Annotated in this window: 26 protein-coding genes; 12 read left to right on the top strand and 14 right to left on the bottom strand. The window is 67.5% G+C overall.

The annotated features are described in order from the left end of the window. Positions 1-23 precede the first annotated feature (23 nt). A complete protein-coding gene (locus ACQ260_RS13425; RefSeq protein WP_432559966.1) occupies positions 24-1,046 on the top strand; it encodes a patatin-like phospholipase family protein in 1,023 nt (340 codons plus the stop codon). A gap of 105 nt (positions 1,047-1,151) precedes the next feature. On the opposite strand, the gene ACQ260_RS13430 is transcribed toward ACQ260_RS13425, so the two are convergent. Beyond that, positions 1,152-1,529, bottom strand: a complete 378-nt coding sequence (locus ACQ260_RS13430) for a hypothetical protein (RefSeq protein ID WP_432559967.1) — start codon at positions 1,527-1,529, stop codon at positions 1,152-1,154. Between the two features lie 542 nt (positions 1,530-2,071). Continuing rightward, positions 2,072-2,641, bottom strand: coding sequence for a hypothetical protein (locus ACQ260_RS13435; protein WP_432559968.1), 570 nt, complete (start codon positions 2,639-2,641; stop codon positions 2,072-2,074). Positions 2,642-3,178: 537 nt separating this feature from the next. Here ACQ260_RS13435 and ACQ260_RS13440 point away from each other — a divergent pair. After that, positions 3,179-4,081, top strand: a complete 903-nt coding sequence (locus tag ACQ260_RS13440; protein WP_432559969.1) for an immunity protein Imm33 domain-containing protein — start codon at positions 3,179-3,181, stop codon at positions 4,079-4,081. 55 nt (positions 4,082-4,136) lie between these two features. Beyond that, positions 4,137-4,868, top strand: a complete 732-nt coding sequence (locus ACQ260_RS13445) for a hypothetical protein (protein WP_432559970.1) — start codon at positions 4,137-4,139, stop codon at positions 4,866-4,868. A gap of 29 nt (positions 4,869-4,897) precedes the next feature. Here the strand turns inward: ACQ260_RS13445 and ACQ260_RS13450 are convergent, their stop codons facing one another. The 3 genes from ACQ260_RS13450 to ACQ260_RS13460 form a co-directional block, all read right to left on the bottom strand. Further along, entirely contained in the window at positions 4,898-6,397 is a 1,500-nt protein-coding gene (locus tag ACQ260_RS13450) for a serine hydrolase domain-containing protein (RefSeq protein WP_432559971.1), read from the bottom strand. 88 nt (positions 6,398-6,485) lie between these two features. Next, the gene (locus tag ACQ260_RS13455; RefSeq protein ID WP_432559972.1) at positions 6,486-9,587 is read right to left on the bottom strand and encodes a DEAD/DEAH box helicase; all 3,102 of its coding nucleotides are present in this window, start codon (positions 9,585-9,587) and stop codon (positions 6,486-6,488) included. A 54-nt stretch (positions 9,588-9,641) separates the two neighbouring features. Continuing rightward, a complete protein-coding gene (locus ACQ260_RS13460; protein ID WP_432559973.1) occupies positions 9,642-10,112 on the bottom strand; it encodes a hypothetical protein in 471 nt (156 codons plus the stop codon). 138 nt (positions 10,113-10,250) lie between these two features. On the opposite strand from ACQ260_RS13460, the gene ACQ260_RS13465 reads away from it, so the two are divergent. Continuing rightward, the gene (locus ACQ260_RS13465) at positions 10,251-10,430 is read left to right on the top strand and encodes a hypothetical protein (protein ID WP_432559974.1); all 180 of its coding nucleotides are present in this window, start codon (positions 10,251-10,253) and stop codon (positions 10,428-10,430) included. Positions 10,431-10,462: 32 nt separating this feature from the next. Here the strand turns inward: ACQ260_RS13465 and ACQ260_RS13470 are convergent, their stop codons facing one another. Genes ACQ260_RS13470 through ACQ260_RS13480 form a run of 3 tightly spaced genes read right to left on the bottom strand, consistent with a single transcriptional unit; the run spans position 10,463 to position 12,396 of the window. Next, positions 10,463-11,023, bottom strand: coding sequence for a DUF6328 family protein (locus ACQ260_RS13470; RefSeq protein WP_432559975.1), 561 nt, complete (start codon positions 11,021-11,023; stop codon positions 10,463-10,465). Positions 11,024-11,047: 24 nt separating this feature from the next. After that, a complete protein-coding gene (gene thiD, locus ACQ260_RS13475) occupies positions 11,048-11,881 on the bottom strand; it encodes a bifunctional hydroxymethylpyrimidine kinase/phosphomethylpyrimidine kinase (protein ID WP_432559976.1) in 834 nt (277 codons plus the stop codon). Between the two features lie 35 nt (positions 11,882-11,916). Next, positions 11,917-12,396 (bottom strand): VOC family protein, encoded by a 480-nt coding sequence (locus ACQ260_RS13480; protein ID WP_432559977.1) that lies wholly within the window; start codon positions 12,394-12,396, stop codon positions 11,917-11,919. Positions 12,397-12,423: 27 nt separating this feature from the next. On the opposite strand from ACQ260_RS13480, the gene ACQ260_RS13485 reads away from it, so the two are divergent. The 3 genes from ACQ260_RS13485 (at position 12,424) to ACQ260_RS13495 (ending at position 15,140) form a co-directional block, all read left to right on the top strand. Continuing rightward, the gene (locus ACQ260_RS13485) at positions 12,424-13,269 is read left to right on the top strand and encodes a helix-turn-helix transcriptional regulator (RefSeq protein ID WP_432559978.1); all 846 of its coding nucleotides are present in this window, start codon (positions 12,424-12,426) and stop codon (positions 13,267-13,269) included. 202 nt (positions 13,270-13,471) lie between these two features. After that, positions 13,472-14,323 carry a type IV toxin-antitoxin system AbiEi family antitoxin domain-containing protein gene (locus ACQ260_RS13490; protein WP_432559979.1) on the top strand — a complete coding sequence of 284 codons (852 nt, stop codon included), beginning with the start codon at positions 13,472-13,474 and terminating at the stop codon, positions 14,321-14,323. 145 nt (positions 14,324-14,468) lie between these two features. Beyond that, the gene (locus tag ACQ260_RS13495; RefSeq protein ID WP_432559980.1) at positions 14,469-15,140 is read left to right on the top strand and encodes a thiamine phosphate synthase; all 672 of its coding nucleotides are present in this window, start codon (positions 14,469-14,471) and stop codon (positions 15,138-15,140) included. A 108-nt stretch (positions 15,141-15,248) separates the two neighbouring features. Here the strand turns inward: ACQ260_RS13495 and ACQ260_RS13500 are convergent, their stop codons facing one another. Both ACQ260_RS13500 and ACQ260_RS13505 read right to left on the bottom strand, forming a co-directional pair. Then, positions 15,249-16,139 carry a YsnF/AvaK domain-containing protein gene (locus tag ACQ260_RS13500; RefSeq protein WP_432559981.1) on the bottom strand — a complete coding sequence of 297 codons (891 nt, stop codon included), beginning with the start codon at positions 16,137-16,139 and terminating at the stop codon, positions 15,249-15,251. An 816-nt stretch (positions 16,140-16,955) separates the two neighbouring features. Continuing rightward, a complete protein-coding gene (locus ACQ260_RS13505; RefSeq protein ID WP_432559982.1) occupies positions 16,956-18,062 on the bottom strand; it encodes a hypothetical protein in 1,107 nt (368 codons plus the stop codon). 870 nt (positions 18,063-18,932) lie between these two features. Here ACQ260_RS13505 and ACQ260_RS13510 point away from each other — a divergent pair. Together ACQ260_RS13510 and ACQ260_RS13515 are read left to right on the top strand one after the other, a co-directional pair. After that, positions 18,933-19,709: an ANTAR domain-containing protein gene (locus ACQ260_RS13510; RefSeq protein WP_432559983.1), complete on the top strand. Its 777-nt coding sequence runs from the start codon at positions 18,933-18,935 to the stop codon at positions 19,707-19,709. A 168-nt stretch (positions 19,710-19,877) separates the two neighbouring features. After that, positions 19,878-20,648: a sigma-70 family RNA polymerase sigma factor gene (locus tag ACQ260_RS13515; protein ID WP_432559984.1), complete on the top strand. Its 771-nt coding sequence runs from the start codon at positions 19,878-19,880 to the stop codon at positions 20,646-20,648. Here ACQ260_RS13515 and ACQ260_RS13520 read toward each other — a convergent pair. Together ACQ260_RS13520 and ACQ260_RS13525 are read right to left on the bottom strand one after the other, a co-directional pair. Next, positions 20,586-21,161: a hypothetical protein gene (locus ACQ260_RS13520; RefSeq protein WP_432559985.1), complete on the bottom strand. Its 576-nt coding sequence runs from the start codon at positions 21,159-21,161 to the stop codon at positions 20,586-20,588. The genes ACQ260_RS13515 and ACQ260_RS13520 overlap by 63 nt on opposite strands. A gap of 109 nt (positions 21,162-21,270) precedes the next feature. After that, positions 21,271-22,074 (bottom strand): inositol monophosphatase family protein, encoded by an 804-nt coding sequence (locus ACQ260_RS13525; RefSeq protein ID WP_432559986.1) that lies wholly within the window; start codon positions 22,072-22,074, stop codon positions 21,271-21,273. Between the two features lie 49 nt (positions 22,075-22,123). Between ACQ260_RS13525 and ACQ260_RS13530 the strand changes: the two genes are divergently transcribed. Beyond that, complete coding sequence (locus ACQ260_RS13530; RefSeq protein ID WP_432559987.1) at positions 22,124-22,357, top strand: hypothetical protein; 234 nt, start codon at positions 22,124-22,126, stop codon at positions 22,355-22,357. Positions 22,358-22,437: 80 nt separating this feature from the next. Next, positions 22,438-23,328, top strand: coding sequence for a polyphosphate kinase 2 (gene ppk2, locus ACQ260_RS13535; protein WP_432559988.1), 891 nt, complete (start codon positions 22,438-22,440; stop codon positions 23,326-23,328). A 48-nt stretch (positions 23,329-23,376) separates the two neighbouring features. Here the strand turns inward: ppk2 and ACQ260_RS13540 are convergent, their stop codons facing one another. Further along, the gene (locus tag ACQ260_RS13540; protein WP_432559989.1) at positions 23,377-24,561 is read right to left on the bottom strand and encodes a GDSL-type esterase/lipase family protein; all 1,185 of its coding nucleotides are present in this window, start codon (positions 24,559-24,561) and stop codon (positions 23,377-23,379) included. Positions 24,562-24,722: 161 nt separating this feature from the next. Here ACQ260_RS13540 and ACQ260_RS13545 point away from each other — a divergent pair, with 161 nt between their 5' ends. Beyond that, positions 24,723-25,418: a helix-turn-helix transcriptional regulator gene (locus ACQ260_RS13545; protein WP_432559990.1), complete on the top strand. Its 696-nt coding sequence runs from the start codon at positions 24,723-24,725 to the stop codon at positions 25,416-25,418. A 15-nt stretch (positions 25,419-25,433) separates the two neighbouring features. On the opposite strand, the gene ACQ260_RS13550 is transcribed toward ACQ260_RS13545, so the two are convergent. Beyond that, positions 25,434-26,192 (bottom strand): DUF6882 domain-containing protein, encoded by a 759-nt coding sequence (locus tag ACQ260_RS13550; RefSeq protein ID WP_432559991.1) that lies wholly within the window; start codon positions 26,190-26,192, stop codon positions 25,434-25,436. Positions 26,193-26,252: the final 60 nt, after the last annotated feature.

A 26,252-nucleotide genomic window follows, 5' to 3' on the forward strand; every position in this document is an offset into this window, starting at 1 on the left:
GCACCACGGCTATTGTCGCCACCGTGTCCCAGCCCCCTGCGCCCATGACCGGCGGACCCGAGCCCACGGTTTCCCAGCGTGCCGACCTCGTGCTGGAGGGCGGTGGGGTCAAAGGGGTCGCGTTCGGTGGCGTGCTGAGCGTCCTGGCCGAGCACGGTTTCCGGTTCGAGCGCGTGGCCGGCACCTCGGCGGGTGCGATCACCGCGGCGCTCGTGGCGGCGTACCAACGCGCCGGCGAACCGATCACCCGCCTGCGCGACGCGATCGAGACCCTGGACCTGGCCCGGTTCCCGGACTCGAGCAGGTGGGGCCGGATGCTCGGGCCGCTGAGTCCGGTGGCCGACGTGGCGTCGCTGGCGTTTCTGGGTGGGCTGCACGAAGGGCAATACCTGGAGGATTGGTTGACCGGCGTGCTCGCCGATCTCAACGTCTCCACCTTCGGCGACCTGCGGCGCGAGGATGCGGGGTCGGCGTTGGCGCGTGACCATGAATATGGCCTCGTTGTCGTCACGAGCGACCTCTCCCGGCGGCGGATGACGCTCCTGCCGTGGGACTTCGGGGTCTATGGACTCGATCCCGATGAGCAGTCGGTCGCGCGAGCCGTGCGGGCGTCGGCGGCGATCCCGTTCTATTTCCGGCCGGTCGACTACGGCGGGCGGCGCGGCAAGGTCAGCCTCGTCGACGGCGGTTTCCTGTCGAACTATCCGATCACGATCTTCGATCAGCCGGAGCCGTCGGCGGCCAGGTGGCCGACCATCGGCGCACGTCTCTCCGCCCGCGAGGACGACCGACCCACCCGGCCCGTCCGGAACGCGCTGCAGGTCGGTCTCGCCCTCGTCGACACCGCCATGCACGGCATCGACGCGCGCCACGTCGACGACCCCGACACGATCGCGCGGACGATCTTCGTCGACGTCGGTCCCGTGCGGTCGACCGACTTCGACCTGGGTGCGGAGCGGCGGGCGGATTTGGTACGCCGCGGTGAGGCTGCGGCCAGGAAATGGCTGCGGGCTTCAGGGTATGGGGGTGGCGCGCTCCGGATCTGATCCAGATTCTGGATCACTTCCGCACTGCGCGTGTCCCATCCGCTGAACGCCACGTCGTTGGAGGTTGTGGCAGTGAGAAGGGTGATTGGCCGCCGCAGCAGCGGATCAGCCAATGCGCAGTGCGTGGAGTTCGCCGACCGGCAGGTCCAAGGCGGGGCCGGTGCGCTCGAAGTCGAGGGTGCCGGTCTGACCGAGTGCGGCCCAGGTGATGTCCCAGACGGTGGTGGCGGTGACGGCATAGGTACCCGGCAGCGACGGGTGCTCGTAGCGATGCCCACACGTCGGCGACTCCGCGCCGGGCTCAACGCTGGTGGTCCACGGGGTGGTGGTGCCGCAGTGGATGCGAGTGCCGTCGCCGAGGTCGAACGTGGTCGTGCGACGCGTTGCCGTCATGGTCAGGGTGATGCCCTGTTCGGTGATCGTCGCGGTGTGGGTGTCCTCGTCGTCGGTCCAGAGCCAGAGCGGGTACCCCACCGCCGCCATATTCCACTCATTGATGCTCGGCGGCGGGCCCACCTGTGCCTCGGGCAACGGGATGGGGAGCCGGAGAAGCGCGGCGCGGGCGAGTACCTCAGGGTCGATCTGCGGGACAGCAGCAGCGCCACCGGCGCCGGGTGCAGCGCCACCGCCCGCGGCGGCCCCGGGAAAAGCAACCGCGCAGACCGGCGCGGTGCCACCACTTGCGCGAGTCGCGTCAAGTTCTGCCTGCGCCCGGGCCTCGCAGAGCGCGAACGAGATCGCGGCGGAGATGCGGTTCTGCAGTGCACGACGGGCAGCAAGCGCGTCGTTGGCGGCTGCAACCGATCGCTGGCCCGAGCTCCCGGTACCGCCGCTGGTGCTTCCGCGCCCTCGCTGGCTTGGCCGGCTCCCGGAAACGGAGCCTCTCAGATCGACGCGATCAGAGCGTGGATCGAGATCTACTTCGGAGCCTCTGTTGTTGCCGAAGCCGGAGGTGCCTGATGGGGGGTCAGCGGCAGCTTGGCCTCCCACTGCGACGCTGAGGAGAACGATGACTGCTAGAAGCCTCAGAGCGCGCACGCTTGAACGACCTCTGTATTTGCCCAAACGACTTTCATCCGACCGTCGACGATGTTCACATAGGCAAGTCCCTGAGAGAGCGTCCCCTCATGCCGTCCTCTACTGTCGGTGTGCCAACTGGATCGACTGTCTTCACAGACCGCAAGCGTGAGTCGGGGATCGCTGCCTAGTTCGGCTTCACCGGGCCGAGGAACGACAGTAGCCGTGGGCATTTCACCTTGCACTACGTAGCCTGTCGACTTCTGGTCTCGGAGAAAGAGCATGACTCCCTCCAAGTATTTCCCTGCGCCGTTCTCTAGCAGTGTGGGCGTGGGCTCATCGGCGCCTCCTAGGAACTCCAATCTTTTCCACTCGTTGAAGAACGCCCGGTACGCCTGCTCCGCCTGCGCGGATAGCTCTTCCTGCGACGGCGTTCGGGATGCTGTGGCTGGGGGCTCGACGGTGTCGCCCGGCAATGGCACCGGCGTCACGGTCTCGATCGGACGCTGCGGCGCATCGACGCAGGCACTCATGGCGAGCGCGAGAACAGCGACAAGGCCGGCGGCGAGCTTTTTCACGTGGGATCTCCCTGGGGGTTACGGCGGCACTAGTCTGGCCTGCCCCAGGCACCTCCAAAGCGGTTATCCACAGCCATGGACATCATTCCTGGACGGATTGTTCCGGTTGTGCCATCCCCGGCGGCTTTTGGCCTCCCACTACGCCCGCCGGAACGGTAATAGGCCCGCGGCCCCTCGATTGGGCCTGCCGCGGCTGCATCGCGCACGCCATGTACACCGTGCGGAATGAGGGGCCCGCGGGCCTATTGCGATTCTGGCGGGCCTATTGCGATCCTGGCGGGCCTATTTGCGATCCTGGCGGCCTATCGCCAGCCCGGCCGGCCTACAGGGAGGCCAATTGCGATCCCGGCGGGCGCCTATTGCCATCCCTGCGCCACCGGGGGCCATCGCGTCCACCGTATCCACCATCGTGCGCCCATCGCGGCGCCCATTTCTCCGCCAACCCCAGCCCAACCCTCAGCCAGATGACCGAGAAAGGCCGACAGCCTGCCTTCGACCAGTTGGCCAGCACACAGTCGTGGATGACAGTCTTGGCAGATGGCAGTGCGCACTTATGAAGTACCCCTCCAAGCCAGCCACCTCCGCCTCGACGCGGACGAACGCTGGGCCGAAGAGTCGCAGGGTTTGCTCGCGCACCTCGCCACGCTCCCGGAGGATCAGCTCACGGACCTCACGATCGACATCGGCTGGGCCGTGCTCACCCTCGGGTCCGATCTCCGTCTCCGGGGGCCTGCATTTTCGAGCGGCCAGGAACCGCCGATTAGCCCCGAGCCGCCGACCGGCGCCGACGAGACCGCACGCCCGCTCACCGACGACCTCACCCCGCATCTCGCGGCGATGGTCTCCCAGGCGCGCACGTCCGCCCTCATCGGCGCTCCCGCAGAACCGATCCGGTTCGACGAGGACATCACCGTCGAGCACGATGCCCTCGACGCGGACAGTATCTATATCAAGCGCACCGGATGGCCGGAGGACGCGAGCGGGTGGCACCTCGGCCCGCTGACAGCCGAGCCTTCGGAGCACATCCACTTGGAGCGGAAGCCGGCGTACGAGATCATCCGCACCTTCCCCGCCCTCCTCGACTTCCTCGCCCTGCCCGAGAACTATCTCGTCGGGCTGGTCGGCGGTCAGGTCGATGCGGTGTTCAATCCGGAGGGGACGCGGGTGATGGGGGCGGGGGGTACGCCGCGCCTCGAGGCCCATCCCGCCCTCCTCGACATCGCCGCGGAGGAACTCGGGCTGACCAAACCCGAAGCCATCGCCTATTCGATCTATCACCGCGACCACGGCTACTACTTGGTGTGGCGCGAGGAGCCCGCGGCAATGATCGCCGTGCACCCCAACGGTGAGCTGCTCCGCCTCGACGGCCTCGTCGGGCCGGACAGGTTCGCGGAGTTGTGGGCGCGGGGGGACAGGACTCCGCGCGGGTACTCCCTCTAGTCCACCCGCCGCGTCGTCCATACCTCCGACGCGCCCGCCATTAGCCTGAACGACCGTGGACATCCTCCTGCTCGTCGTGCTCTTCCTCGGAGTCGCGACGGCTGGCGTGACGCAAGTGGTCGCCGGGACCGGCGTACGGCTCATCATCCCGCCGCTCGCCATCCTCGCCTGCGGGCACGCGGAGGGGCTGCGGATCGCGCTCACGCTGGGATTGCTGATCTCGGTGGTGACGTTCCTGGGGGAGCGTGGGGACGTACCCTTCCGCCCCTTCACCTCCCTCGCCCTCCCCATCGCCCTGTCCGCGCCGCTGTGGGTGCTCCTCATCGGGCTGATTCCGCACGAGATCGCGGCCCGGCTGGCCGGGCTGGTCGCGGTGGTGGCGGTGGTGGTGACATTGAAGGGGGTACGCACGGGTCGGCTCGTCGGTCGCCCCGGCACTATCGGCGCGGGTGTCGCAGCAAGTGGGTTGTTCGCGCTGGGTGGTGTGGGCGGTCCGGTGTTGGGGGTGTACGCGCGGGACAACGATTGGCCCGAACCCCGAGCGCGCGGAGTGGTGAATGCGTGCATAGCGCTGGCCCAAGTGATGGTTCTCGGACTTATGGGCTTCCCGACGGCGACGAAGCCGGGGTTCGCGGTGGGATTGGCGGCGCTGGGGGTGGGGCTCGTGCTCGGTGGCCTCGCGGTCAAGAAGTTGCCGAAGCTGACGGTCAAGCTGGCCCGAACGATCGCCATCGCGGTCGCTGCGGTGGCCGCTGCGGTGCTCCTCGTGGCGGGAACGCTCGCCTGACATAGTCGGCAAACGCCGGGTCCCCAGCGCTAACCGATCCGGAGCGCGCGGATGGTGACGGTGAGCATCAGCGCGAGGAACGCTGCGCCGAGAGCCAGGACCGGAACACTCAGCCCCAGGAATCGTCGGGGCCGCCAAGGGAGTCGTCCCCAGCGCAGCCCGATCACCACGAGTGACGCCACAACTGCACCGACCGCAAGGCCGAACACCCAGCCCGGCACCCAGTTCCACGGCGCCGCCAACCAGATCAGCAGGACGCCACCGAGTGCCCACGACGTCCGCGCGAGGACGCCCAGTCGGTTGCGCCCGCGCAGGGCACCGATCGCGAGGACGAGCACGGGCACGAGCCCGAGGATCCAGTAGTAATCCCGCTCCGAAAGGCTCAGCAGGAACCGCGGGGGACCGTCATCCGCGCCGGCGAGCCGCAGGCCCGCGCCCGTCACGTCGGTCTTGGAGCTGTTGAGGACGATCGCCGCCGTCTGCGTGTGGCGGTCGATGGCGAGGATGGTGCGCGTCCCACCCGTACCCCCGTTGTGCCACTGCATCTCCGCCCCCGCCGGGCCGGACGACATCCAGGCGAGCCCGATCCGGCTCGTCCCGGCGAGGAGTCCCGTGGTGTCCCACTGCGGGTCGAGCGCGCTCATGCCGGGCGCTGAGCCATCGAGGATGGCGCGGGCATAGCGCGTCAGATCGGCGGCGGTGGTCGTCACGCCGGCGCCCGCTGGGGCGTACCCACTCCCCGTCCACGCCTCCACCGCACGCCCACCCGCGAGCCGGGGCTGCTCGAGTGCGGGGTCGCGTTGGCCCGGTGGCACGAAGCGGGTTTCGGTCAGCCCGAGGGGCGCGAGGAGACGAGTGCTGACGTGAGTCTCCCAGTCGGGTGCCCCACCGGCGCGCGCGAGAGCGTGGCCGAGGAGGGCGGCGCCGAGATTGGAGTACGCGAACGTCCCGCGGTTGGTCAGCTCCAGCGTGCGGGCTTGGGCGAGCAGATCGTCGGTGCCGGTGGCGAAGACCGAGAGCTCTTCGCCGGCCATGTCCTCGAAGATGATTTCCGCCATCGGCATGCGGGCGATCGACGGCAGACCGGAGCGGTGGCTGGCGAGCTCTTCGAGCGTGGCCGTGCCCGCCGGGCTGCCGGCGAGTTCAGGGAGGTGGTTCGCGACCGGGTCGTCTGGTGCCACCTCGCCGCGCTCGACGGCGTCGGCGAGCAGCAAACCGTTGAAGGTCTTGGTGATCGAGCCGAGCTCGAAGCGGCTGTGCTCATCGATCGACCGCCCCTTGGCGGGGAAGCCCGCCCACGCTGATTGGCCGTTCTGGATGCGTGCGACCGAGACGGCACCGTACCCGTCCAGGTTGCCGAGGATCGCCTGTGCCTCCCTGGCGAGGGCTGCGTCACCGGTCGGTGGGCCGAGCGAGGTGGGATGAGGTCCGATCAGGAGGGAAAGCAGTGCTCCGATGAGAGCACCTGCGAGAGGGAATAACCAGAGCCCGCGGCGGGACGTCGTCGAGCTCGATCGTGCACGAGCCATGGGTTTCTCCTATGTCAAACCGCTGCTGGGAACCTAACACCGCGCAGTGCAACGAGGCAGGGATCGAGTCACGTGAGGCTGACGGGCGCTAGCGGGCAAGCACGGACGCAGCCTGGAAGTGGTCCTGCGGCATCGGTCGATGCAGCCGCCAGGTGATCGCGATGGGCCGTTCGCCTTCGGCCTGGACGAAGTCGCACGTGCCTAGTGCGAGGAAGGGTTCCGCGGTGCCGAGAGCGCTGTCGGCGAAGTCACGGCTGAAGAGCACGATGTTGTTGCCGTCCTCACGTTGGCGAAGGTAGCGCTGGCCCGTAGGGGAGTGCTGCGTCGTCACCGACTGTGACTCCCAGTGGAAGAGCTCAGACGAGATGGCGTAGTCGCGATACATGGTCGTGGGCGAGAAGTCCTTCTCGCTCTTGCGCAGCGTCACGAGCAGCGCGTCGGCATTCCAGTCTTTCGCGTGGAAGACGCCTTGGCGCATGACCTGCGGAGTGCGCGCGAAGCTTGCCCAGTCGAGCGCCGCCGTGATCTCTTCTCGGGAATAATGCGCGTGCGTGCGCAGCGGGTTCATCGCCATGCCCCGCAACGGGCGAGGGGTGTGCCTAGCTCTGTTGAACGCATCGGTGATTACCTGACTGGCCTCGTCCCGAAAGGCGGGTTCCGAGGCCAATGTGGCCAGCCCTTCGGAGTAGCTCGAGTGGCCCCCCAGGTCGGGCCAGAGCGCGAAGAAGAGCATGCGCGCCACGGCCTGCTGGAGGGGGTCGAGGTCCTCGTAGCGCGGGGCGTCATCGGCGAGGAGATCCAAATAGACCTGGGCGCGCAGCCCGTCGTCAACGTGGGCCAGGTTCGCCACCCGTCGCAGCAGATGCGCTTCCTGTGGTCCTCCAGTTGGTGTGGGAAGCCCGGCCTCCCGGCGGGCGCGAGTCCAACTCCGGGGGTTGGCTTTGCCCCGGTCGCGGATCAAATCAGACAACTCGACTCCGGTTTCTGCGATAAACCCCGAAAGCGACGTAGTCCGGATGGCGCGCACCTCCTCGACGAGCGCCTTCCAGCCAGAGCCGAGTTGGTCGCGCAAATTCTCGAGTACGGCCTCCTGGGACGTCTTGTCGAGCATGATCTGGCAGCCGGACGGGAGATAAGGGAATCCTCTGTCTACAGCGTCTTTGAGATGGGACCGGGCGATGCCGGTCAGAGCCGTGAAGCGCTTATCGAAGCGGAACTCCTTGCGCTGATGACCCACGAAGTCGAGGACAGTGAGGACGGCCTTGTCTCGGGTGCGTCTCAGTCCGCGGCCCAACTGCTGCAGGAACACCGTCGCGCTTTCGGTTGGCCGAAGGAAAAGGACGGTGTCGACGTCGGGCAGATCGATGCCCTCGTTGTAGAGATCGACCGTGAAAATGATGTTGATCTCTCGTGTGCTCAGGCGAACTAGGGCATCGGCTCGCTCTCCGGCTGCCGTGTTGCCACTAACGGCCAGCGCGGGAATCCCGGCGTCGGTGAACACGCGAGCCATGTAGTGCGCATGCTCAACGGTCACGCAAAACCCTAGGGCTCGCATGCCTCTGGGGTCGACGATCTTGTCGTTCAGTTCAGACAGGATGATTCTTGAGCGTGCATCATTGCCGGTGTACAGCTGACTCAACTGAGCGAAGTCATAGGCGCCCCGTGACCAGGCGAGAGAGCGCAAATCCGTCCCGTCGCCAATCCCGAAGTAGTGGAACGGTGAGAGCAACTCCGCTGAGAGTGCGTCCCAGATGCGGAGTTCAACGGCAGCTCGCTCATCAAAGAACTCGCGAACGTTGATCCCATCGGTTCGCTCAGGTGTCGCCGTGAGGCCCAGCAATTCGGCGGGTGTCAGATGGTCGAGAATGGCCCGATAGCTCTGGGCGGCAGCGTGGTGGAACTCATCAATCACGACGATCTCAAATGCATCGGGCTCAATGGCGGCGACGTCGCGAGCGTTCAGGGTCTGAATCGAGGCGAAGAGATGCCGCCATTGAGCCGGTCGGGCGCCGGCAACGTAGAGGTCGCCGAAGTTCGCGTCGTTCAGCACCTCGCGGTAGGTCCGCAATGCCTGCTGCAGGATTTCCTTGCGGTGCGCGACGAACAAGAGCGATTGCCGTCGCCCAGTCTCTTGGCACAGGCGTCGATAATCCAACGCTGCGATCACCGTCTTGCCCGTTCCTGTTGCGGCGATGACGAGGTTGCGGTGGTGTCCCTTTGCGCGCTCAGCGTCGATTGCTTCGAGTGCCTCCTGCTGATGCGGATAGGGGCGCACCTCAAGGCCGGACAGCGTGAGGGTTTGCCGATCCCGATCTTTGCGGCCGCCGGCTTCTGCTAGTGCGTTATCGAGCCGGGCTCCGTCGCGGTCGGGGTCATAGGCCTCATAACTGGGGTCAGCCCAGTAGCTATCGAACGTGGCGCGGAACTTGCGGAGGAGGGTCGCGGTCGCGACCGAACTAAGCCGAACATTCCATTCCACTCCATCGAGGAGGGCGGAGCGGGACAGGTTGGACGACCCAACGTACGCAGTATCGAAGCCTGAGTCGCGACGGAACAACCACGCTTTCGCGTGGAGTCTGGTGCGTTCGACCTCGTAGCTCATCCTGACCTCGGCGCCGAAGTCCCGGACCAGGCGATCAATGGCGCGTCGATCAGTGGCTCCCATATAGGTCGTCGAGATCACTCGGAACGGAACTCCGCGTTCGGCCACTTGAATCAGTTGCTTTTCCAAAGTGCGGAGGCCATGCCACTTGATGAAGGCGCAAAGCAGATCAACTCGGTCCGCGCTCTCGAGCTCAGCCCGGATCTCTGTCCCGACAGCGGGTTCTCCAGCGGAATTCGTGAGCAGCGCAGCTTCGCTCAAAGGAGTCGAAGGGTGCGCGCCATAGGTGGAAACTTCTCCGGGCTTTGGGGGCGCCGCCAGCCGAATAAGTCGCTGCACATCAACCACTCGATCAGCGTCAGTGCCGATCTCGGCCACAATCTCATTGACCAAGCGCAACTGAGTGTCAGCGGGGTGTTCGCTTAACGCTCGCCGTAACACCCCAGAGACATGTCGGGCAAGAATCTCCGGGCGCTCAGCTTTGTGGATCATCTCTCGATCGGCTTGATAGAGGGAGAGCTTCAGCCGCTCCTCAAGCTGCGAAGTCACCAGAGCGTCATAAAGGCCTTCAGCCAGCGGATCGTCCACGTGGCTGAGGCTAGTCAATAGGGCTGACAACGTCCCGGCAGAGGCGAGTCTCGTTCAATCGCGGGACTCGCGATCCTCGTCCGACAGCGGCTTGATGACCTCGAGCCAGCGCTCTTTCCAATATTCGGAGTCCTCGCCAGGCCCTTCGTCCGGCGGGGTCGGGTTCACCTGCTCAGTCGAGGGGCAGGGGCTCCCGCGTACTCCCTCATCCTCGACCTGTTCCAGCAGGCCCGAGTTGAAATCCCGGATCAGCCGCGAACCCTCGCGCCACGACAGGCCCGCGCGCCGGAGAAGGACCCAGTGGGGCACGAAAGCTGACAGCGCGAGGCAGGCGGCGAGGATGATGCCGGGGGCGGAGAAGTTGCCGTACCGGTCGAAGAACTGCACCAGCGGCATGTCCACATCGGCAAGCTTCAGCAGGAACTGCAGGAGGATCCAGACGCCGGCATAGACGGCGAGGCTCGCGAATACGTTGAGTTGACTGTCCCGCAGGTGGAGGATCTCCTGCGTCGAGAGCTTCTTCATGGGTCCTCCTTCCGAGTGGGAGTCCGTCAATCGTACGTGGAATCATGACCGCAGCCATGCCTTCGCAGCATCCCGCTCACCGGGCTCGAGCGTGCGGCGTCCGTGGTGGGCGCCAGGCTGTCGAATACCCAGGTAGGCGTGCCCGAGTGGGCGCGGCTTGCTGCGACCGGCGTGCTGTTCGCGGCGATCCTCATGCCGCTCGGGTTCTTCCTCAGCGTCCTCGGTCGCGACCCCCAGCGGCCGAACGCGTGGCGGTGGAGCATTTGGGCCGGCGCTCCGTGCTGGTGGTGGGACTCGTCGGTGCCGGGGTCGGGATGATCGTGGCCGGGGTGCAGGGCTGAGCGAGCGGTTCAGTCGTGTTCCTGGCGTTCCCCGTAGCGGGTGCTGTCCTCGTGCGGGCTGGGGGCGTACCGCGTCCCGCCCGGACGCGCCTTCGCCACCGTCAATGGCCAGGCCAGCCACAACCCGATGCAGATGATGCCCGCCACGATGCCGGCGATGAGGGCCGCCAGGTGGCTGTTGAGCACCACGCCGAAGATGAGGGCCGTCGCCGTGACGACCGTGACTCCGAGGAGCGCCAACCCCACACGTGCGGACTGATGACCCATCGTCACGATCACATCCTTGCGGTGGCTCGCGAACATCAATCGGTGCGCGAGAACCGGTGCGACGACGAAAAGGATCGACAGGGTGGCTGTGGTGACCGAGGTCAGGTACGTCATCCGCAGCGGGCCGCTCAGATCCCCGAACCGCTGCTGAAACGGCAGGATCAACAGGAAACCGCCTAGGAGCTGAATGCCCGTCTGGGTCACCCGGAGCTCTTGGAGGAGCTCATTGAACTGGCGATCCAGTCGTTCACCGGGCGCCTCGTCGCGGTCCCGTTCGTGTTGTTCGCGGTCCGGTTGGGTCATGGATCATGAATACCACCGGGACGATTAGTCGACAGGGGAACTGGGAGCAGTCCAGGCATGCAGGTGGTCGACCGGTCCGCTGCCGTGGCCGATCGCCAACCCATCGGCGTGCAGCAGCGCCTCGGTGAGCCACGCCTTCGCGTCGCGCACTGCCTCGAACCACCCCGCCCGCTGCGGACGCAACGCCGCGATTGCGGACGACAACGTGCACCCCGTGCCATGTGTATTCCGGGTGGGGACGCGCGGGGCGCTGACCTCGCGTACCCCCTCCGAATCCGCCAGCAGATCCACCGCCTCGGGCCCGTCCAAGTGGCCGCCCTTGAGCAGCACGGCGGTCCCCAACTCTCGCAGCGCGTCCGCCTGCTCGCGCATCTCGGGGAGGGAGGTGGCGGGTGGGGTGTTGAGGAGTACGCCGGCCTCGGGCAGGTTCGGCGTGATCAGCGACGCCAACGGGAGGATCTCCCGGAGCGCAGCGACCGCGTCTGACTCGAGCAGCGTCGAGCCGGCGGTGGCGACCATCACGGGATCGAGGACGATCGGCACCTGGTTCAGCGGCGGCTTTGCCAGCCACTCCCCGACAGCGTGGACCAATTCGGCTGACGCGAGCATCCCGATCTTCACCGTGTCGATGCGCACGTCGTCCGTCAGCGTCTGCAGTTGCTGGTGGACGAAGTCGACGGGGATGGCATGGACGCCGGTCACCCCGCGGGTGTTCTGCGCGGTCAGCGCCGTGATGACCGTGGTCCCGAACGCGCCGAGGGCGCTGAACGTCTTCAGATCAGCTTGGATGCCTGCGCCGCCGGACGGGTCACTGCCCGCGATGGTGAGAGCGACCGGGCGAGGGGAGTGGTGGGTCATGGTGTTGGAGGGTACCGACCCGTCACCTGCGGGCCTCACCCCTGCTCGGTCATCGCCTTCATGAACTCGTCGAAGCCTGCTTGGATTTCCTCGTCAGTGCGTTCGGCTGTGCGGGTCATGATCGTCCAGCGGACACCGAACGGGTCACGGATCGACGCGAAGCGGTCGCCCGTGACCTCGAAGTCGTCTGGTTGCTCGCGGACCGTCGCGCCGTGCTCGACCGCCTGCGAGGTCGTCGCATCGCAGTCGCGCACATAGATCGTGAGGCTGTAGGGGACATCGTCGTTGTCCCGGTCGAGGCCGACCATGCGATAGGCGGGGTTCGCGTCCATGACCTGGAAGCGGCCGTCCTCCAGCTCAAGTTCCGCATGGAGGACCGTCCCATCGGGTCCGGTCATTGACGCGGCGACCTTGGCGCCGAAGACCTTCTCATAGAAATCGATGGCTGCCGAGCCGTCGGTCACGACCAACATCGGAGTGAGCGTCGTGTAGCCCTCGGGGCGATAGTTCGTCATGCCTTCAGCTTGCTTAGGGTGCTGACTGTGGGGCTTGAACATCTGCGACAGATGCGCCGAGAGGGGCGCGTGCTGTCGCCCGGCCGCAACGACGGGTCGATTGAGCACGGCCGCGTGATGGCCGACGGCCGGTTGTCGAAGCTCGTGCTGCACATGTGGTGGGTGCGTTGGGGCCCGCTGGCGGAGGCGCGACGTCAACGCGTGTTGTCGGACCCGGTCATCCACCTGACGTTCGAGACCGGATCCGGCCCGCTGCACGGGTTCTCAACGCCGGTCGCGCTCGTGCACGGGGTGGTGCCGGAGGTCTTCGAAGTGACGTTGCCACGCGAGGGGCGCGTGACCGGCGTAGCTTTTCAGCCGGGTGCGTTCGCCACGGCGTTCGGGGTGGATGCGTCCGAACTGACGGGACGTGCGGTGCCGGCTGAGCAGATCCTCGGTGAGGAAATTAAAAGGCTCAGGGACGTCCTTGTCACTGAGCTTGCTGAGAGCATACGCCGGGAGATCCTCGCGCGTCACCTTCTGCCACTCTGTGATCTCGGCGTTATAGAGGATCCGACTTATGATTTGATTCGACGTGCCTGTGAGCTGGTCGATGCAGGGGACTTCACGCGGGTCGAAGACTTGGCGGACGCCGTGCATGTCACGCCTCGAACGCTGCAGCGGGCATTCCCCAAACTGGTCGGTGTGCCTCCGCTGTGGGTGATCCGGCGGCGCCGGCTGCAGCGGGTCGCCGAGCGGCTCGACCGCGGTGACGCAATCAATCTCGCTGAGCTCGCCGCCGAGTTGGGTTTCGCCGATCAAGCGCATCTGACGCGCGAGTGCCGACGCGTCATCGGGCGGACGCCGGGGGCCTATCGCGCCGATTCCCGGTAACGGCGCGGGGTTGGTGGGCTCCGGCCGGCGTCCTTTGGGTCTCTCTCCAGGGGGTGTAATCGGCCCCCCGGTCACAAACCGCAATCTGACGGGGGTCCATCGACATAGTTGTCATGGAGGTGGCTGTGGATGCGGTCTGTGACCATCCACAGGACTAGCCCCGGGCTGAACCGATCCGAGGTCGATCGCGCATGGGTGAGTCATGATCGATCAACTGCTGTCCGAGAACCTCGGAATCGTCCGACGAGCCCAACTCATCGCCAACGGCATCACGCCGCAGGAGGTTCGCCGCATGCTCACGCGCGGGTCGCTGCTGCCCCTGGCTCGTGGCTGGTATGCGACGCCCACCGCCGACACCGACGTCTCGCGAGCCGTTCGGGCCGGGGGAGCGCTGAGCTGCCTCTCCGTGCTGGCTCGTCACGGTGTCTGGGTCCCGACCACGCACACCTTGCATGTGCGCCGGAGTCGTCACCACTCCGGCCGGAAGCTGCCCCCGGGTACCCAGGACTGCCAACAGGGCAACAGGAGTGCCAGTCGCGTGACCCGACCGGTGGACTCCCTGGGTCAGGCGCTGCTCTCCGCGGTGCGGTGCGTCGATGCCGACGAGGCGGTCGCGATCATGGATTCGGTCCTGCATCTGCGGCTGCTCATGACGTCGGACCTCGTCGCGCTGTTCGCGGACGAGCCCAAGATCTATCGCCGACTCCTTGATCGAGTTGATGCGCGTGCGGAAGCAGGCACCGAGTCCCTGGTCAGGTGCCGGCTTGCGCGGCTGGGCATCAAGGCCCGACCGCAGGTGGAGATCGACGGGGTCGGGCGGGTCGACCTGCTGGTCGGTGACCTTCTCGTGCTGGAGATGGACAGCGTCGAGCATCACACGAGCCTCGCGAGCTACCGCAACGACCGCGCCCGGGATGGGCGGTTGGTGACTCGTGGCTATCGGGTGCTGCGGCTCACCTATGCAGACGTGATCGACAACTGGGACGAGGTCCAGCGACAGATCCTAGTCCTCGTGCGCGCGCGGAAACACAAGGGCCCACTCATCCCGCAGTGAGTTGCTTCTCCCGCAGTGAGGTTGCTTCGGAGGGCGGCAGCGCCGGGGGCTTCGCTACTGTGCGGCCTAGGCGCGCTCTCGCCGAGGCGCTCGACGCCTTGGCCAACATCGACCGCGCTTCCAGGAGCAAGAGGGTGGGACAGCGATGACGAACACCGGGCTCGATCTGCGGTGCTATGTGATCACGGCCGGCCATGGCCGCGAGGTAGTGGAAACGGCGGCCTCGGCCGCCGCGGGGGGTGCCGGGATCATTCAGGTGCGCGAGAAGACACTCGGCACCCGGGACCTGCTCGGCTTCACGCTCGAGGTGGCACGCGCGGTTCGTTCGGCAAAGCCCTCGACAAAGGTCGTCGTCGACGACCACGTGGATATCGCTCGGGCCGCCGAACTGCGGGAACCGGGGCTCGTCCACGGCGTCCACCTCGGCCAGGACGACCTCCCGGTCGACCTCGCCCGCGCGATGCTGGGGCCCGACGCGATCATCGGGCTCACCACGGGCACGCTCCAGTTGGTCGACGCGGCCAACGACGTTGCCGAGTGGATCGACTACATCGGAGCGGGTCCCTTCCGCCCGACCCCCACCAAGGACTCGGGGCGTCCACCCCTCGGGGTGGACGGCTATCGGCCGCTCGTCGAGATCGCCCGGAGGCCCATCGTGGCCATCGGGGACGTGCAGCCCACGGACGTCCGCGACCTCGCCGCCACCGGTGTTGCCGGCGTTGCCCTCGTGCGCGCGGTCATGGGAGCCCCGGACGCGGGCGCGGTCGTGGGTGAGATTTTGGCGGAGTACGCCCAAGGCGCTTCCCGCGTGCGCTGAGGCAGCCACCTCGGCCCGGGTGCCAGCCACGACCGGCCACCAAGCGCCTGCCCCGAACGCGCAACGGCCCACACCCAAACAGGTGTGGGCCGAGGCTTCTGGGGAGGGTCAGCGGCGCCGGTTGTCCACGTCGCCTTCGGTGTCGACGTCGATGTGCTCCTTGCGGACCTGATCGGTGACCGTGCGGTCCTCGGTGACGGTCTCCTTGCCGAGGCTCACCCGTTCCTTGTCGACCGTCTCCTTCTCGACGACGGGTCGCTCCTCGCGGGTGGTGATCTCCTCCACGGTGCCGTCGCGGTCCGTGTCGATGCCGCCGCTGCTCCGGCCCTCGACAGGCTCCCGGTCGACGACCACCTTTTCCTTCGTCACAGGAACGGTGACGCTCTCGTCCTCAGTGGTGGTGTACTTCCGCAGCCGCGCCCGGCCGGTCTCGTGCGTTTCCGTGCCGACGTTCATGTGCTCCTCGCGCCGGATCGTGTCGGCGCCCCGGTCGTAGTCGAGGTCAGCCCCTCGGTCGTGGTCGAGGTCGGCGCCCCGGTCGTGGTCGAGGTCAGCGCCCCGGTCGTGGTCGAAGCCGCGGTCCGCACCTCGGTCGGCGCCCGCGTCGAAGCCCGAGCGGTCGTGCGTGCCCACGCCAGCACCCACGGTCCCGGCTGCGGTCGGGCGCGGGCGTCCCGTGCCGTCGCTGCCCTGGAGCCCGGCGTAGTAGGCGAACAGTTCGTCCTGCTCGCTCTCCGACAGGTGCCGATCGGCATCGACGTTCGGGGCGTCCTTGACGATGTCCTTCTCGAACGGCAGGACCAAGTCCTCGCCGTTCCAGCTGTGGCCCTGCATGGGCACGAGGCTTTCGGACAGCCCGAGGAGGCCGGTCTTGACGCTCACGAATGACGGTTGGTTGGTCTTGTCGTCGAGATAGAGCTGGCCCACCTTGCCCAACTTGTCGCCGGAAGGGGAGTACGCGGTCGCGTTCGCGATCCGCTCGAACTCTGCGTTGGTCATGCGATCGCTCCTTGTGTCTATTTGTCGACTTGCCTTATCGACTGTACCCGCTCTCCGACCGACGCGGCAGGAGGGGTCGCGGCGCAGGGTCGGCGAGCGGGATCCCGCACCAATGCGTGACGTCCCCGTTCGAAGATCCGATCGAGTCCGGATGGCGAGCGACTCGGGAGCTGCTGGACCGGCAGAACCGGGGTCATTCACGGGCTCGGGGTCATTCACGGGCTTGGGGTCATTCACGGGCTTGGGGCCATTCACGGGCTTGGGGCCATTCACGGGCTAGGTGCTGTGTGACCGCTTGTCTGCGCGAACCGTCCGCTCACATCTGTGATTTACCCGTGACCGGGTGGCCGTCCGACCGGGCCGCTGCGCGCATCTCTCGGCCGCCTCCGCTGCGACACGCCGGGGCCAGCGTGCACTTGTGCCATGTGGCGCATCAGCAGGCGACGACACGCGTGTCGCCCCTGCACTTCTGCCGTATGGCACAACTGCAGACCGCTTCCGGCGTGTCGGCGGTCTTGCTTGGTGTGGTGGTGGTCGCCCATCGGGGCAGGCGGCCTGCCTAGCGTGGTGATCCTGCCTGGCGTGGTGATCCTGCCTGGCGTGGTGATCCTGCCTGGCGTGGTGGATCCTGCCTGGCGTGGTGGATCCTGCCCAGCGTGGTGGCGGTCTGCCCAGCGTGGTGTCGGCATCCCCAGCGTGGGGGTGGTCGCTCCCGGGTCTCGGTGTCGCGGCTGCACGCGGGCGCTGCCCGCCATCGTCACCGGCCGAACTGCACTGGCCCCGACGCGGCATCGACCTCGCGTCGGGGCTAGTGAGTCAGTTCCCGACCGCTGCGCCCGCCGGGTCCGCGGCGGAGCGCGCGCCTGATTCGGTCGTCGTGCCGGACTCCGAGGTGCTGCCCGAGCCGCTCGAATCCTGACCAGACCCCGAGGAGCCCTGGGTGTCCGCTCCGGAGCCCGTGCCCGTGGTCGGTGCGGTCGTCGCACCGTTCGGTTCGGTTGTCGGCGCCGTCGTCGGGTCGGTGGTGGGCTGGGTCGTCTCGCCGGCCTCCGTGGGGGCGGTGGTCGGTTCGGTAGTCGCCTCGCCCGCCGGCTCAGTCGGCTGGGAATCGGTGCCCACGGCGTCATCCTGCTGCGGCTCGGTCGGGGCGGTGCGGCTGTGCTGGGTGGTCACGTCACCGCGGGAGATCTGGCCGATCGTCGTACCCTCCCCGCCCGACACCGAGGTGCCGCGGATCGACTCGAGCCCGGTCACCACGACGGCAGCGATGAGGAAGAACGCGGCCGCGGCGGCGAGGACGGTGACGGGGGAGAACCGGCGATACCACGGCATCGCACGATCCGCCTCCGCCTTGGCTTCCGCCTGCGCGGCGACGATGCGTTCGGGATTCTCGGCCGGAGTCGAGTACGCCTGCGCGGCCACGACGCGGGTCGGGTCATCGCCGCGATGCGGGGTGGCGTTCCCATAGAGGTCGGTCCCATAAGCGCCAACGCCGTACGTCGTGTTGCCGTAAACGGGCGCTCCGGGAGTCTGCGCGGGGAGGACGCGGGTGGCATCCGTCGCGGCCCCGTCTGTGACCGGCGGCGTGCCGGCCAGGCGGAACTTCGACACAGCCGTGTCGATGCCGTCCTTGGTTCTGTCGAAGGTGCGGGTATAGAGGGCGCCGCCGACCGCGATCGTCACGCTGGTCAGTGCCGCGCCGGCAACGGTCCCGGCAACGCCGAGTTGGCCGCCGAGGACGGCGGCGGTGCACGACGCGAGGGCGCCGCCAATGACCTGGGTCGGCTTCAGGCCGAGGAAGGGTGTCTTCTCCTCTTCCTCGGGCGTGGGCTCATCCGTGGTCTTCGGATCCAGATCATCATCGACGCTGCCCGTGCCGATGCCAAGGGCATGGTCAACTTTGGGGCTGATGGTCGAACGCAATGGTTTTCCTGCTTGCCTGTCGTGGGGGTTACGCCTCTGCTGGCGTCTGGGCGCCCGGTGGTCGGCGCACGTTTAACGGTACGGATTCGCTGGCCTCGATCAACCAACCGTTCCAGTGGTCAGCCCGGGGTCTGACTGGTTGCACCGCGGTGTCCGACGAGGGTCGCGAAAGGACGCCGAGGCGCGCGTCCCGATGGCGTACGCCCAACGACGCCGTGGACCGCCGGCGCGCGGGGAAGCCCCGAACAAATCCCTTACCCCCGGCGAGGGTGTCGAGGCGCGTCCCGATGGCGTACGCCCAACGACGCCGTGGACCGCCGACGCGCGGGGAAACCCCGAACAAATCCCTTGCCCTCGGCTCGGTTGCGGCTTACGGTGAATCCACGCAGGAAAGGAGGTGGTCCGCCTGATGAACGATCAACGGACTTGTGAGGTGGCTCGCCGCTGAGGCGACCGGCCGGCGGCCGACAGGTCGCCACTCGGACTATGGCCCGGTGGCCACCCGGCCACCATGGTGGGCTTTCGCCTCGGCGAATCCACCCGAGCCACCGGAACCGCGGGGGTCGACCCAGTCCAGTCGACATTGCGCTGAGCGTGCCCCGCGGTTCTTCCAATTCCCGCATCCCAATCGTCCCGGTGCGCCCGCATCTTGGCCGCATCGGCCTCTCGTTCTTGGCCGCATCGGCCTCTCGCTCTTGGCCCGCACCGGAATCAATCTTGGCCCGCACCGGAATCAATCTTGGCCCGCACCGACCTCCTCGCGTTCCTCGTCGTGTGCATGGGCCACTACTCCGCGGGAGGTTGTCGTTTGAAATGGTGGCTGAGCGGGTAGTGGATCTTTTTAGTGTCAATCTCACGAGAGGTGATGGCGTGCGGGACTCCTCTGACGGTCACATTCTTGAGCCGTCGATCACAGGGCTTGTCCAGGAGATCGTGACCGATGACCCTTCGATCGAGCAGGTGCTCGAACGTGTGGTGGACCTCGCGACCACCATCGTCAACGGTACTGATGGCGCGAGCATCACGCTGTTCAAGCCCGACCTCCAGCCCTACACCATGGTCGCGTCGGACGAGTGGGTGCGGGAGGTGGATCGGCGGCAGTACGAGACCCAACAGGGCCCCTGCATCGAAGTCGCCGCGACGAGCGCCCCCACGGCCGGTTCGGCCGACCTCGCCGACTCCGACTCCTGGCCGGTGTTCGGGCCGGCCGTCGCCGATCTCGGTGTCCGCGCGGTGCTCGCGGCGGGCCTCGCGCCGCACCCCGACCCCACCAACCCGACCGCGGGCCCGGCGGGCGCGCTGAACGTCTATTCCCGGAAGCCGTTCGCGTTCGGGATACCGGAGCGCGAGGAGACGCTGCTCCTCGCGGCGATCGCGGGACTGGCGCTCCAGATGGTGGCCGCCCGCACCGACACCAAGCGCATGATCGAAGCGCTGTCCACACGCGATGTCATCGGCCAGGCCAAGGGCATCCTCATGGAGCGCCACGGCATCGGGGAGGACGAGGCGTTCGCGATCCTCCGCCGAGCGAGCAACGACCTGAACGTCAAGCTCCGCGATGTTGCCGCCCGGGTAGCCGATCGTGGTGTGGTCGCACAGCCACCCACGCGGGCTCAGGCATCCATGGACGGATTCGGCAAGAGCTGACCGGCATCTCGATCCCGGCACGGCCGGTGGCGCGCTGTCGCGCGCACGCTCCGTCCCGGCGGGCGCGCCCGTTTGCCCGGCGCCCGGCGGACCTGATTGAGTAGGGCTCACCACACGGTCCAGAAGCGGTGCCGTGCACTGAACCGACCCCTGAGCAGGTTCCCAGCGATGTCACCGCAGTCCCCCCTGACCTCTCGCGTCGCCGTGTCATTTCGCACACGGTTGGACGCGGAAGTCGATGAGATCCTGACTCTCGCTCCCGGCGCGACCGAGACCGATGCCGCGCGGGCCCGGGACCAGGTCGTGCTCGCCGCGCTGCCGATCGCCGAATCGATCGCGCGGCGCTATCGCGGGCGAGGTGCCGAACGCGACGATCTGTTGCAGGTGGCTCGACTGGGGCTGGTCAAGGCGGTCCGTGGCTTTCAGGTCGGCTCGCCGGCCGGCTTCTCCGCGTACGCCATTCCGACCATCTCCGGTGAGATCAAGCGTTATTTCCGCGATCACCAATGGATCGTCCGGCCCCCCCGCTCGCTGCTGGAACTGCAGCAGCGAGTGGCCCGGTGCCGAAACGAACTCGCTCAGATCAACGGACGCATCCCCAGCGACGACGAGGTTGGCGTGGCGCTCGGGATCGACCCGCGGTGCGTCACGGCCGCTCGGTTGAGCATGGCCGCCTATCGCGCCGCGTCCGACGATGTGCTCAGGGACATGCCCCAGGACGACGACCGATTCGACCGCGTCCTCGACCGGCTCGCTGTCCAGGACCTGCTCGAAGACATGGGACCGCGCGACGCGAAACTGCTGTGGCTCCGCTTCATGGAGGGCCGCAGCCAGGCGAGCATCGCCCGAGAGCTGGGGGTCAGCCAGATGCAGGTGTCACGGCTGCTGTCCGGGCTGCTGCATCGGCTGCGTCTCTGCGCGGAGGAGCGAGCGCGCTGACCGGGCCGCCATCGGTGCCGGCGAGGGCTGGACGCTGTGGACGCGCGTGCGGCAGTCCACGTCCGGAGTGATCCACAACTCGACCGCCGACAGCGGACGCGCGAGCATGCAGCACCGCAGCAGCACGGTCGGAGTGAGTCCACCCGCCATGTCGAGCAGCCAGCGGGCGGGTTCCGCCGCATACGCCACCAGCCACAGGTCCGCGGTCAGCCGCTCGGCCAGCGGTGGCCACGCGAGCCGTCGTCGGGTGCGTTCCGGCAGCGCCGCATGCGCGAACTGCGCGAGCTCCAGAGTCAGCGCGAGCTCCGATCGCGCGATGGCCGGAGTCAATCCCGTGCGATCCAGCCCCGCGGTGACGGAACGGCCCGACCCATGCCTGCCGACAAGACCCTCGACCTGCCGGTCATCGGGCATCGGGTCCAGAGCCAAGACGAGTTCCGGCGCCACGACGTCCAGCGAACTCGCCAGAATCACGCCGTCGGCAAGCAGGCACGGACCGGAAATTTGGGGCATAGGCAAGGGGGGCACCTCCTTATCCGGTTCAGTACCCGATCCAGCAATATCCAAACTCTCCTGAGAGACTTGGTCGCCTGCACACGGTCGGAGTTCATCTCCGTCGGGTCTAGGGAACTCCCGCGTCGACGAGGGCGGCGCGGAGCGCGCCGCTGATCCCCGGAGCCGCGGCGAGCGTGAACTCCTCGGTCTCCCGGCTGCCGGGCGCCAGGCCGCCCACGGTCGCGCCGGCCTCCCGGGCGATCAGCGCGCCGGCCGCATGGTCCCAGGGCTGCAGGCCGCGTTCCCAATAGGCGTCCAGTCGTCCAGCGGCGACACCGCACAGGTCGAGACTGGCCGCGCCCATCCGGCGGATGTCGCGGACGCGGGTGATCATGCGGAGCAGCACCTCGGCCTGCTCCCGGCGGCGCGTCGCGGCGTACCCGAATCCCGTCGCCACCAGCGCCCGCCCCAAGTCGGTCCGCCCGCTCGCCGTGAGCCGGCGACCGTTGAGCGTGGCGCCCCCACCCGCGAACCCGGCGTACACCTCGCCCAACACCGGGTTCACCACACAACCCGCGACGGTCCGCCACCGCCCGGGTTCGGGATCGCCCTCCACGACCGCGACCGATACGGCCCACGCGGGAATGTCGTAGAGATAGTTCACGGTCCCGTCGATCGGGTCCACGACCCAAGTGAGCCCCGACCGCGAGGCAAGGCCGTCGCCCTCCTCGCCGAGGATGCCGTCGTCCGGCCGGGCGTCGAGCAGTTGCTCCCGCAGGAAGGTTTCGGTCGCTTCGTCGGCCTCGGTCACGACGTCGGTCGGGCTCGACTTGAGGGCGCTGACCTCGACGCCTTGGGTACGCCACGTCGCTGCCCGCTCGCCCGCCGCTGTCGCCACCCGGACCGCGAGGTCCTGCAATTCCCTGCTCACGGTGTCGACTCTGCCACGCGCGGCCGGGCGGCGGCATACGCTTGCCGTCATGGGCATTTTCGGCAACGTCGTCACGTATGAAGAGGTCATCACCGCGCTGCGCAAACGGATCGAGGAGGAGTTCGACGCGGGCGGGGAATACACGCGCCTCGCCGAGGTCGGGGAGTCGATCATGAAGGAGCACGTGCCCGACAGCAAGAAGGTCGGGGACCCGTGCCCGAAGTGTGAAAAGGACACGTTCCCCTGCGAGATCATCACCGATTATGTGGCGCACCCGGACTGATCCCGGCGGAGCCCGGGCAGGGGCTGGAATCTCGGCGTAAAGGTCTCCTGTCGTTCACCTGCCCCCGCTAATGTGCCGCCATGCAGATGAACCTCCGGGAATACATTGACCGCCTGCGGTCCGAGGGATACACGGTGCAGGGCGGCAAGGATGAGGATCCCGACCTGATCGACCCGGGCGGCAATGCCGTGGAGACGTGGGAAGAGGACTATCCCTACGACGTCCGGATGACTCGCGACGAATACGACGAGATCAAGTACCAGCTGCAGATCGAGTTGCTGAAGGTGCAGTACTGGTCGGAGGACAACGACCTGCGCCACATCATCGTCTTCGAGGGCCGCGACGCCGCCGGCAAGGGTGGCACGATCAAGCGGTTCACCGAACACCTCAACCCCCGCGGCGCGCGCGTGGTCGCGCTCAACAAGCCGAACGACCGCGAGCGGGGGCAGTGGTATTTCCAGCGGTACATCAACCACTTCCCCACCTTCGGGGAACTCGTGCTGTTCGACCGGTCGTGGTACAACCGCGCGGGCGTCGAGCGCGTGATGGGGTTCTGCAGCGATGAGGAATACGAGACCTTCATGGAGCAGGCGCCGAAGTTCGAGCACATGATCGTCGATTCCGGCATCCATCTGACGAAGTTCTGGTTCTCCGTCACCCAGCACGAGCAGCGCACGCGGTTCGCGATCCGCCAGATCGACCCGGTGCGACGGTGGAAGCTGTCGCCGATGGATCTGGAATCGCTGGACCGGTGGGAGGCGTACACGGATGCGAAGGAGCAGATGTTCCTCCGCACCGACACCGACTGGGCGCCGTGGACGACGATCAAGTCCAACGACAAGAAGCGCGCCCGCATCGAGGCCATGCGCTCGTTCCTGTCCCAGTTCGACTATCCGGACAAGAACCACGACGTCATCGGCATCCCGGACCCGAAGATCGTCCGGCGCGGCCGGGAGGCCGTCGGCGACTGACCTTTCGTCGGGGCGGCCGCAGCTATTCCTTGCGGACTTCGACCGCAGCTATTCCTTGCGGACCTCGACCGCAGCCAGGGCGGGGCGTTTGCATTCCTTGCCCTGGCTGTATTCCTTGCCCCGCAAACCAGCCACCACCCACGGCCCGAAGTGCCGCCGGGCCCAGTCGATGTGGGACTTGGCGCCGGCGCGCACCTGATCGGTGACCCCCTCGGGCACGTCGCCAGGCTGTTCGTCGATGTCCACCGCCCAGCTGCGGTCGAACCCGGGCAGCGCCAGCAACCAGGCCATGCCGGCGGCGACGCGAATGTGTCCGAGCATGTTGATGTGCAACCGGTCTTCGCCCCACAGCCGCGGGTCCGATGCCACCGGCACGTGCTCGAAGTCCACGAACAGGACGCCGTGTTCGCGGGCCAGCCGCCGAACGATGCCGTTCAGGGTGAGCAGGCGATCGCGCACCACGGTCGCGAGCGGATTCGCTCGCGAGATGTCGGGGTTCGTGAACGAGATGACCGTGATTCCGCGTGCCCGCGCGCGGGCGAACATGATGTCGAGATCCGCGGCCATCTGGTCGAAGTCCGGACGCAGGGAGATCACATCGTTCACCCCGCCGACGATCCCCATCAGGTCCGGCTCCATCGCGAGCGCGGCATCGAACTGCTGGGTCCGGATGTCGTGGATGCGATAGCCGGAGACGGCGAGGTTCGCGTATTCCAACGGCTGATCCTGATGCGTCGCGATATGCGCGGCCAGCCGGTCCGCCCACCCGATCCACTGGCCGTGCCCGTCGGAGTCGACCATGCCCTCGGTCACCGAGTCGCCGATCGCGACGAAACGGCGCCAGATCGTGGGCTCGGGCGCCGGCGGGGTGACGCGGGGAAGCAACTGGAACCGATTGCCGTCGGGATCTGCGAACAGGTCCTCGCGGCCCTCGACCGGATGGCAGCCCGCCCGCCACACCTCATCCACCGCGGTCGCGAAGTCGTTGACGAGCAGTTGGATGACGGGGGCGTCCTGGCGGCCGTCGTCGCGGCCCGGGCGGTCCGGGCGTTCGGCGAGCTCGGTCGGGGTGAGCGGCCGGAAGGCCAGGCCGGGGGCGGCTTCGTTGCTTGCCACCACGACGAGCTCGGGGTCGTCCGCGACGATCGGCAGGTCGAGGATCCGTGACCAGAACTGGGCGGTCTGACGGGGATCCCGGCTGGGAAGCACCACGTGGTGAAGACGACCGATCATCACCCCATTGTGCAGGGTGCCGGAAATCCCTGCAGGCACGGGAGATGGGCGATGTCCGCGGAAAATTCCCCATTCCTGAGGGGTGGCTGAGCAGCCCTTCAGGCTAGCGTGGCAACAGTGCATCGCCGCCAGGTGATCCCCCAGCACAGCAGGAGCGTGTCGTGTCAGCCCGAGTTGAGGAAACCGCCAGCGATCCGTTTGCACGCCGTCTGCGCGAGCAATGTCTCACCAGGGCCGGAATCGATGTCCGTTTCCTGTCCGGCATGCCGGCCATGCGCCGGGCCACGGCTCAACTCGAGGCCATGCCCGCCTCGGAGCGGCTCGCCGTCGTCACGCGATTCGGTCCGCGGGCCACCCGGCCTATCCTCTCGGCGGCCGTGACGCGGATCGTCGTGCCGCCGTCGGCGACCTCCGGGACCGCCCGTGACCAGGTCGATGCGCTCGGCGACGGGGGTGCCCATATCCGGGTGTCCCCGCGCGCCATCCGCCGCCTGACAGTCGTCAATCGCTCGGTTGCGCTCGTGGATGTCACCTCCGCGGAGGGCCGGGCAGAGCGGGAAGGCGTACGCATCCTGAACGCCGACCTCATCCGCAGCGTCGTCGGACACTTCGAGGATCTCTGGAGCACCGCCGCGCCGCTCAACGACAGCGGGCCCCCGACCCTCGACCGGTTCACGGCGCGGCAGCGTCGGATTCTCGAGTTGCTCGCGCAGGGGATGACCGACGACATGGTCAGCCGCGAACTGGAGGTGTCCACGCGATCGGTGCGGACCGAGGTGGCGATTATCCGCGAGGTGCTGGGTGCGGCGTCGCGGTTCGAGGCGGGGATGCGGTACGCGGAGATCCTCGACCGCTGAGCCGCGCGACCGGGCTCAGTGCCCGGGTTGGTGCGGCTGCTGCCCGAACGCGGCCTGGATGTCCGACACGCGCCCGTCCTGATCGAAGGCCACGCGGACATTGCCTTCGGGGAAACCGATGTTGAGGGCGCCGAAGTTCGGTTCCCAGCCATAGGGGAGGTTGCGTGCTTGCGCGTACCCCTGCGTCGCCCGCCGGTGGTCATGCACCCAGCCGGGCGCGCTGATCGCACTCATCAGCGTGCGGGGGAAGGAGATCCCGCTCGGGGTGGCGGGCGCGAAACCGGCGGCATCGACGAGCATGACGAGCCGGATGCCGTTGCCGGTGATGATCTGGGCCGTGGGGATGCCGGTGATCCGGCATGAGATGGCGGCCATGGTCGTCGCGGTCGTGGCCAGTCCGTCGGAGCCCTCCGAGTCCGCTGGGATGGAGATCTCAGGGGTCGTCAGTTCGGCGACGCCGCGGGAGGCGCCGAAGTCGCGCACGCGTTCGACCATGCGGGCGACCGGCAGATCCTTGACGTGCTCGTTCGCCCATGCCCACATCGCCGATCGGGGTTCGGTGGCGACGGAACCCAACAGATGGATCGGCGCGACGACCTCCTCCCGCTTGTGCAGCTTGGGCCGATAGGTGATCTGCTGTTTGTGCAGATCCACCGACATCTCGTCCGACCCGCCGCCCGTGCGCTCGGTGATCCACTCGACGAACCGCTCGTGGTCCTCGACATAGACGAGGATCGAGTCATCCATCACATCGGCAAAGCTCAGTCCGCTCACACGAGCGAGTGTAAGGGGACGGGTCTGATCCCGCTCCGTGGCGGGTGGTGTTCACGTGCT

Origin of the sequence: Ammonicoccus luteus (assembly GCF_050880385.1) — a bacterium.
Taxonomy (GTDB): domain Bacteria; phylum Actinomycetota; class Actinomycetes; order Propionibacteriales; family Propionibacteriaceae; genus Enemella.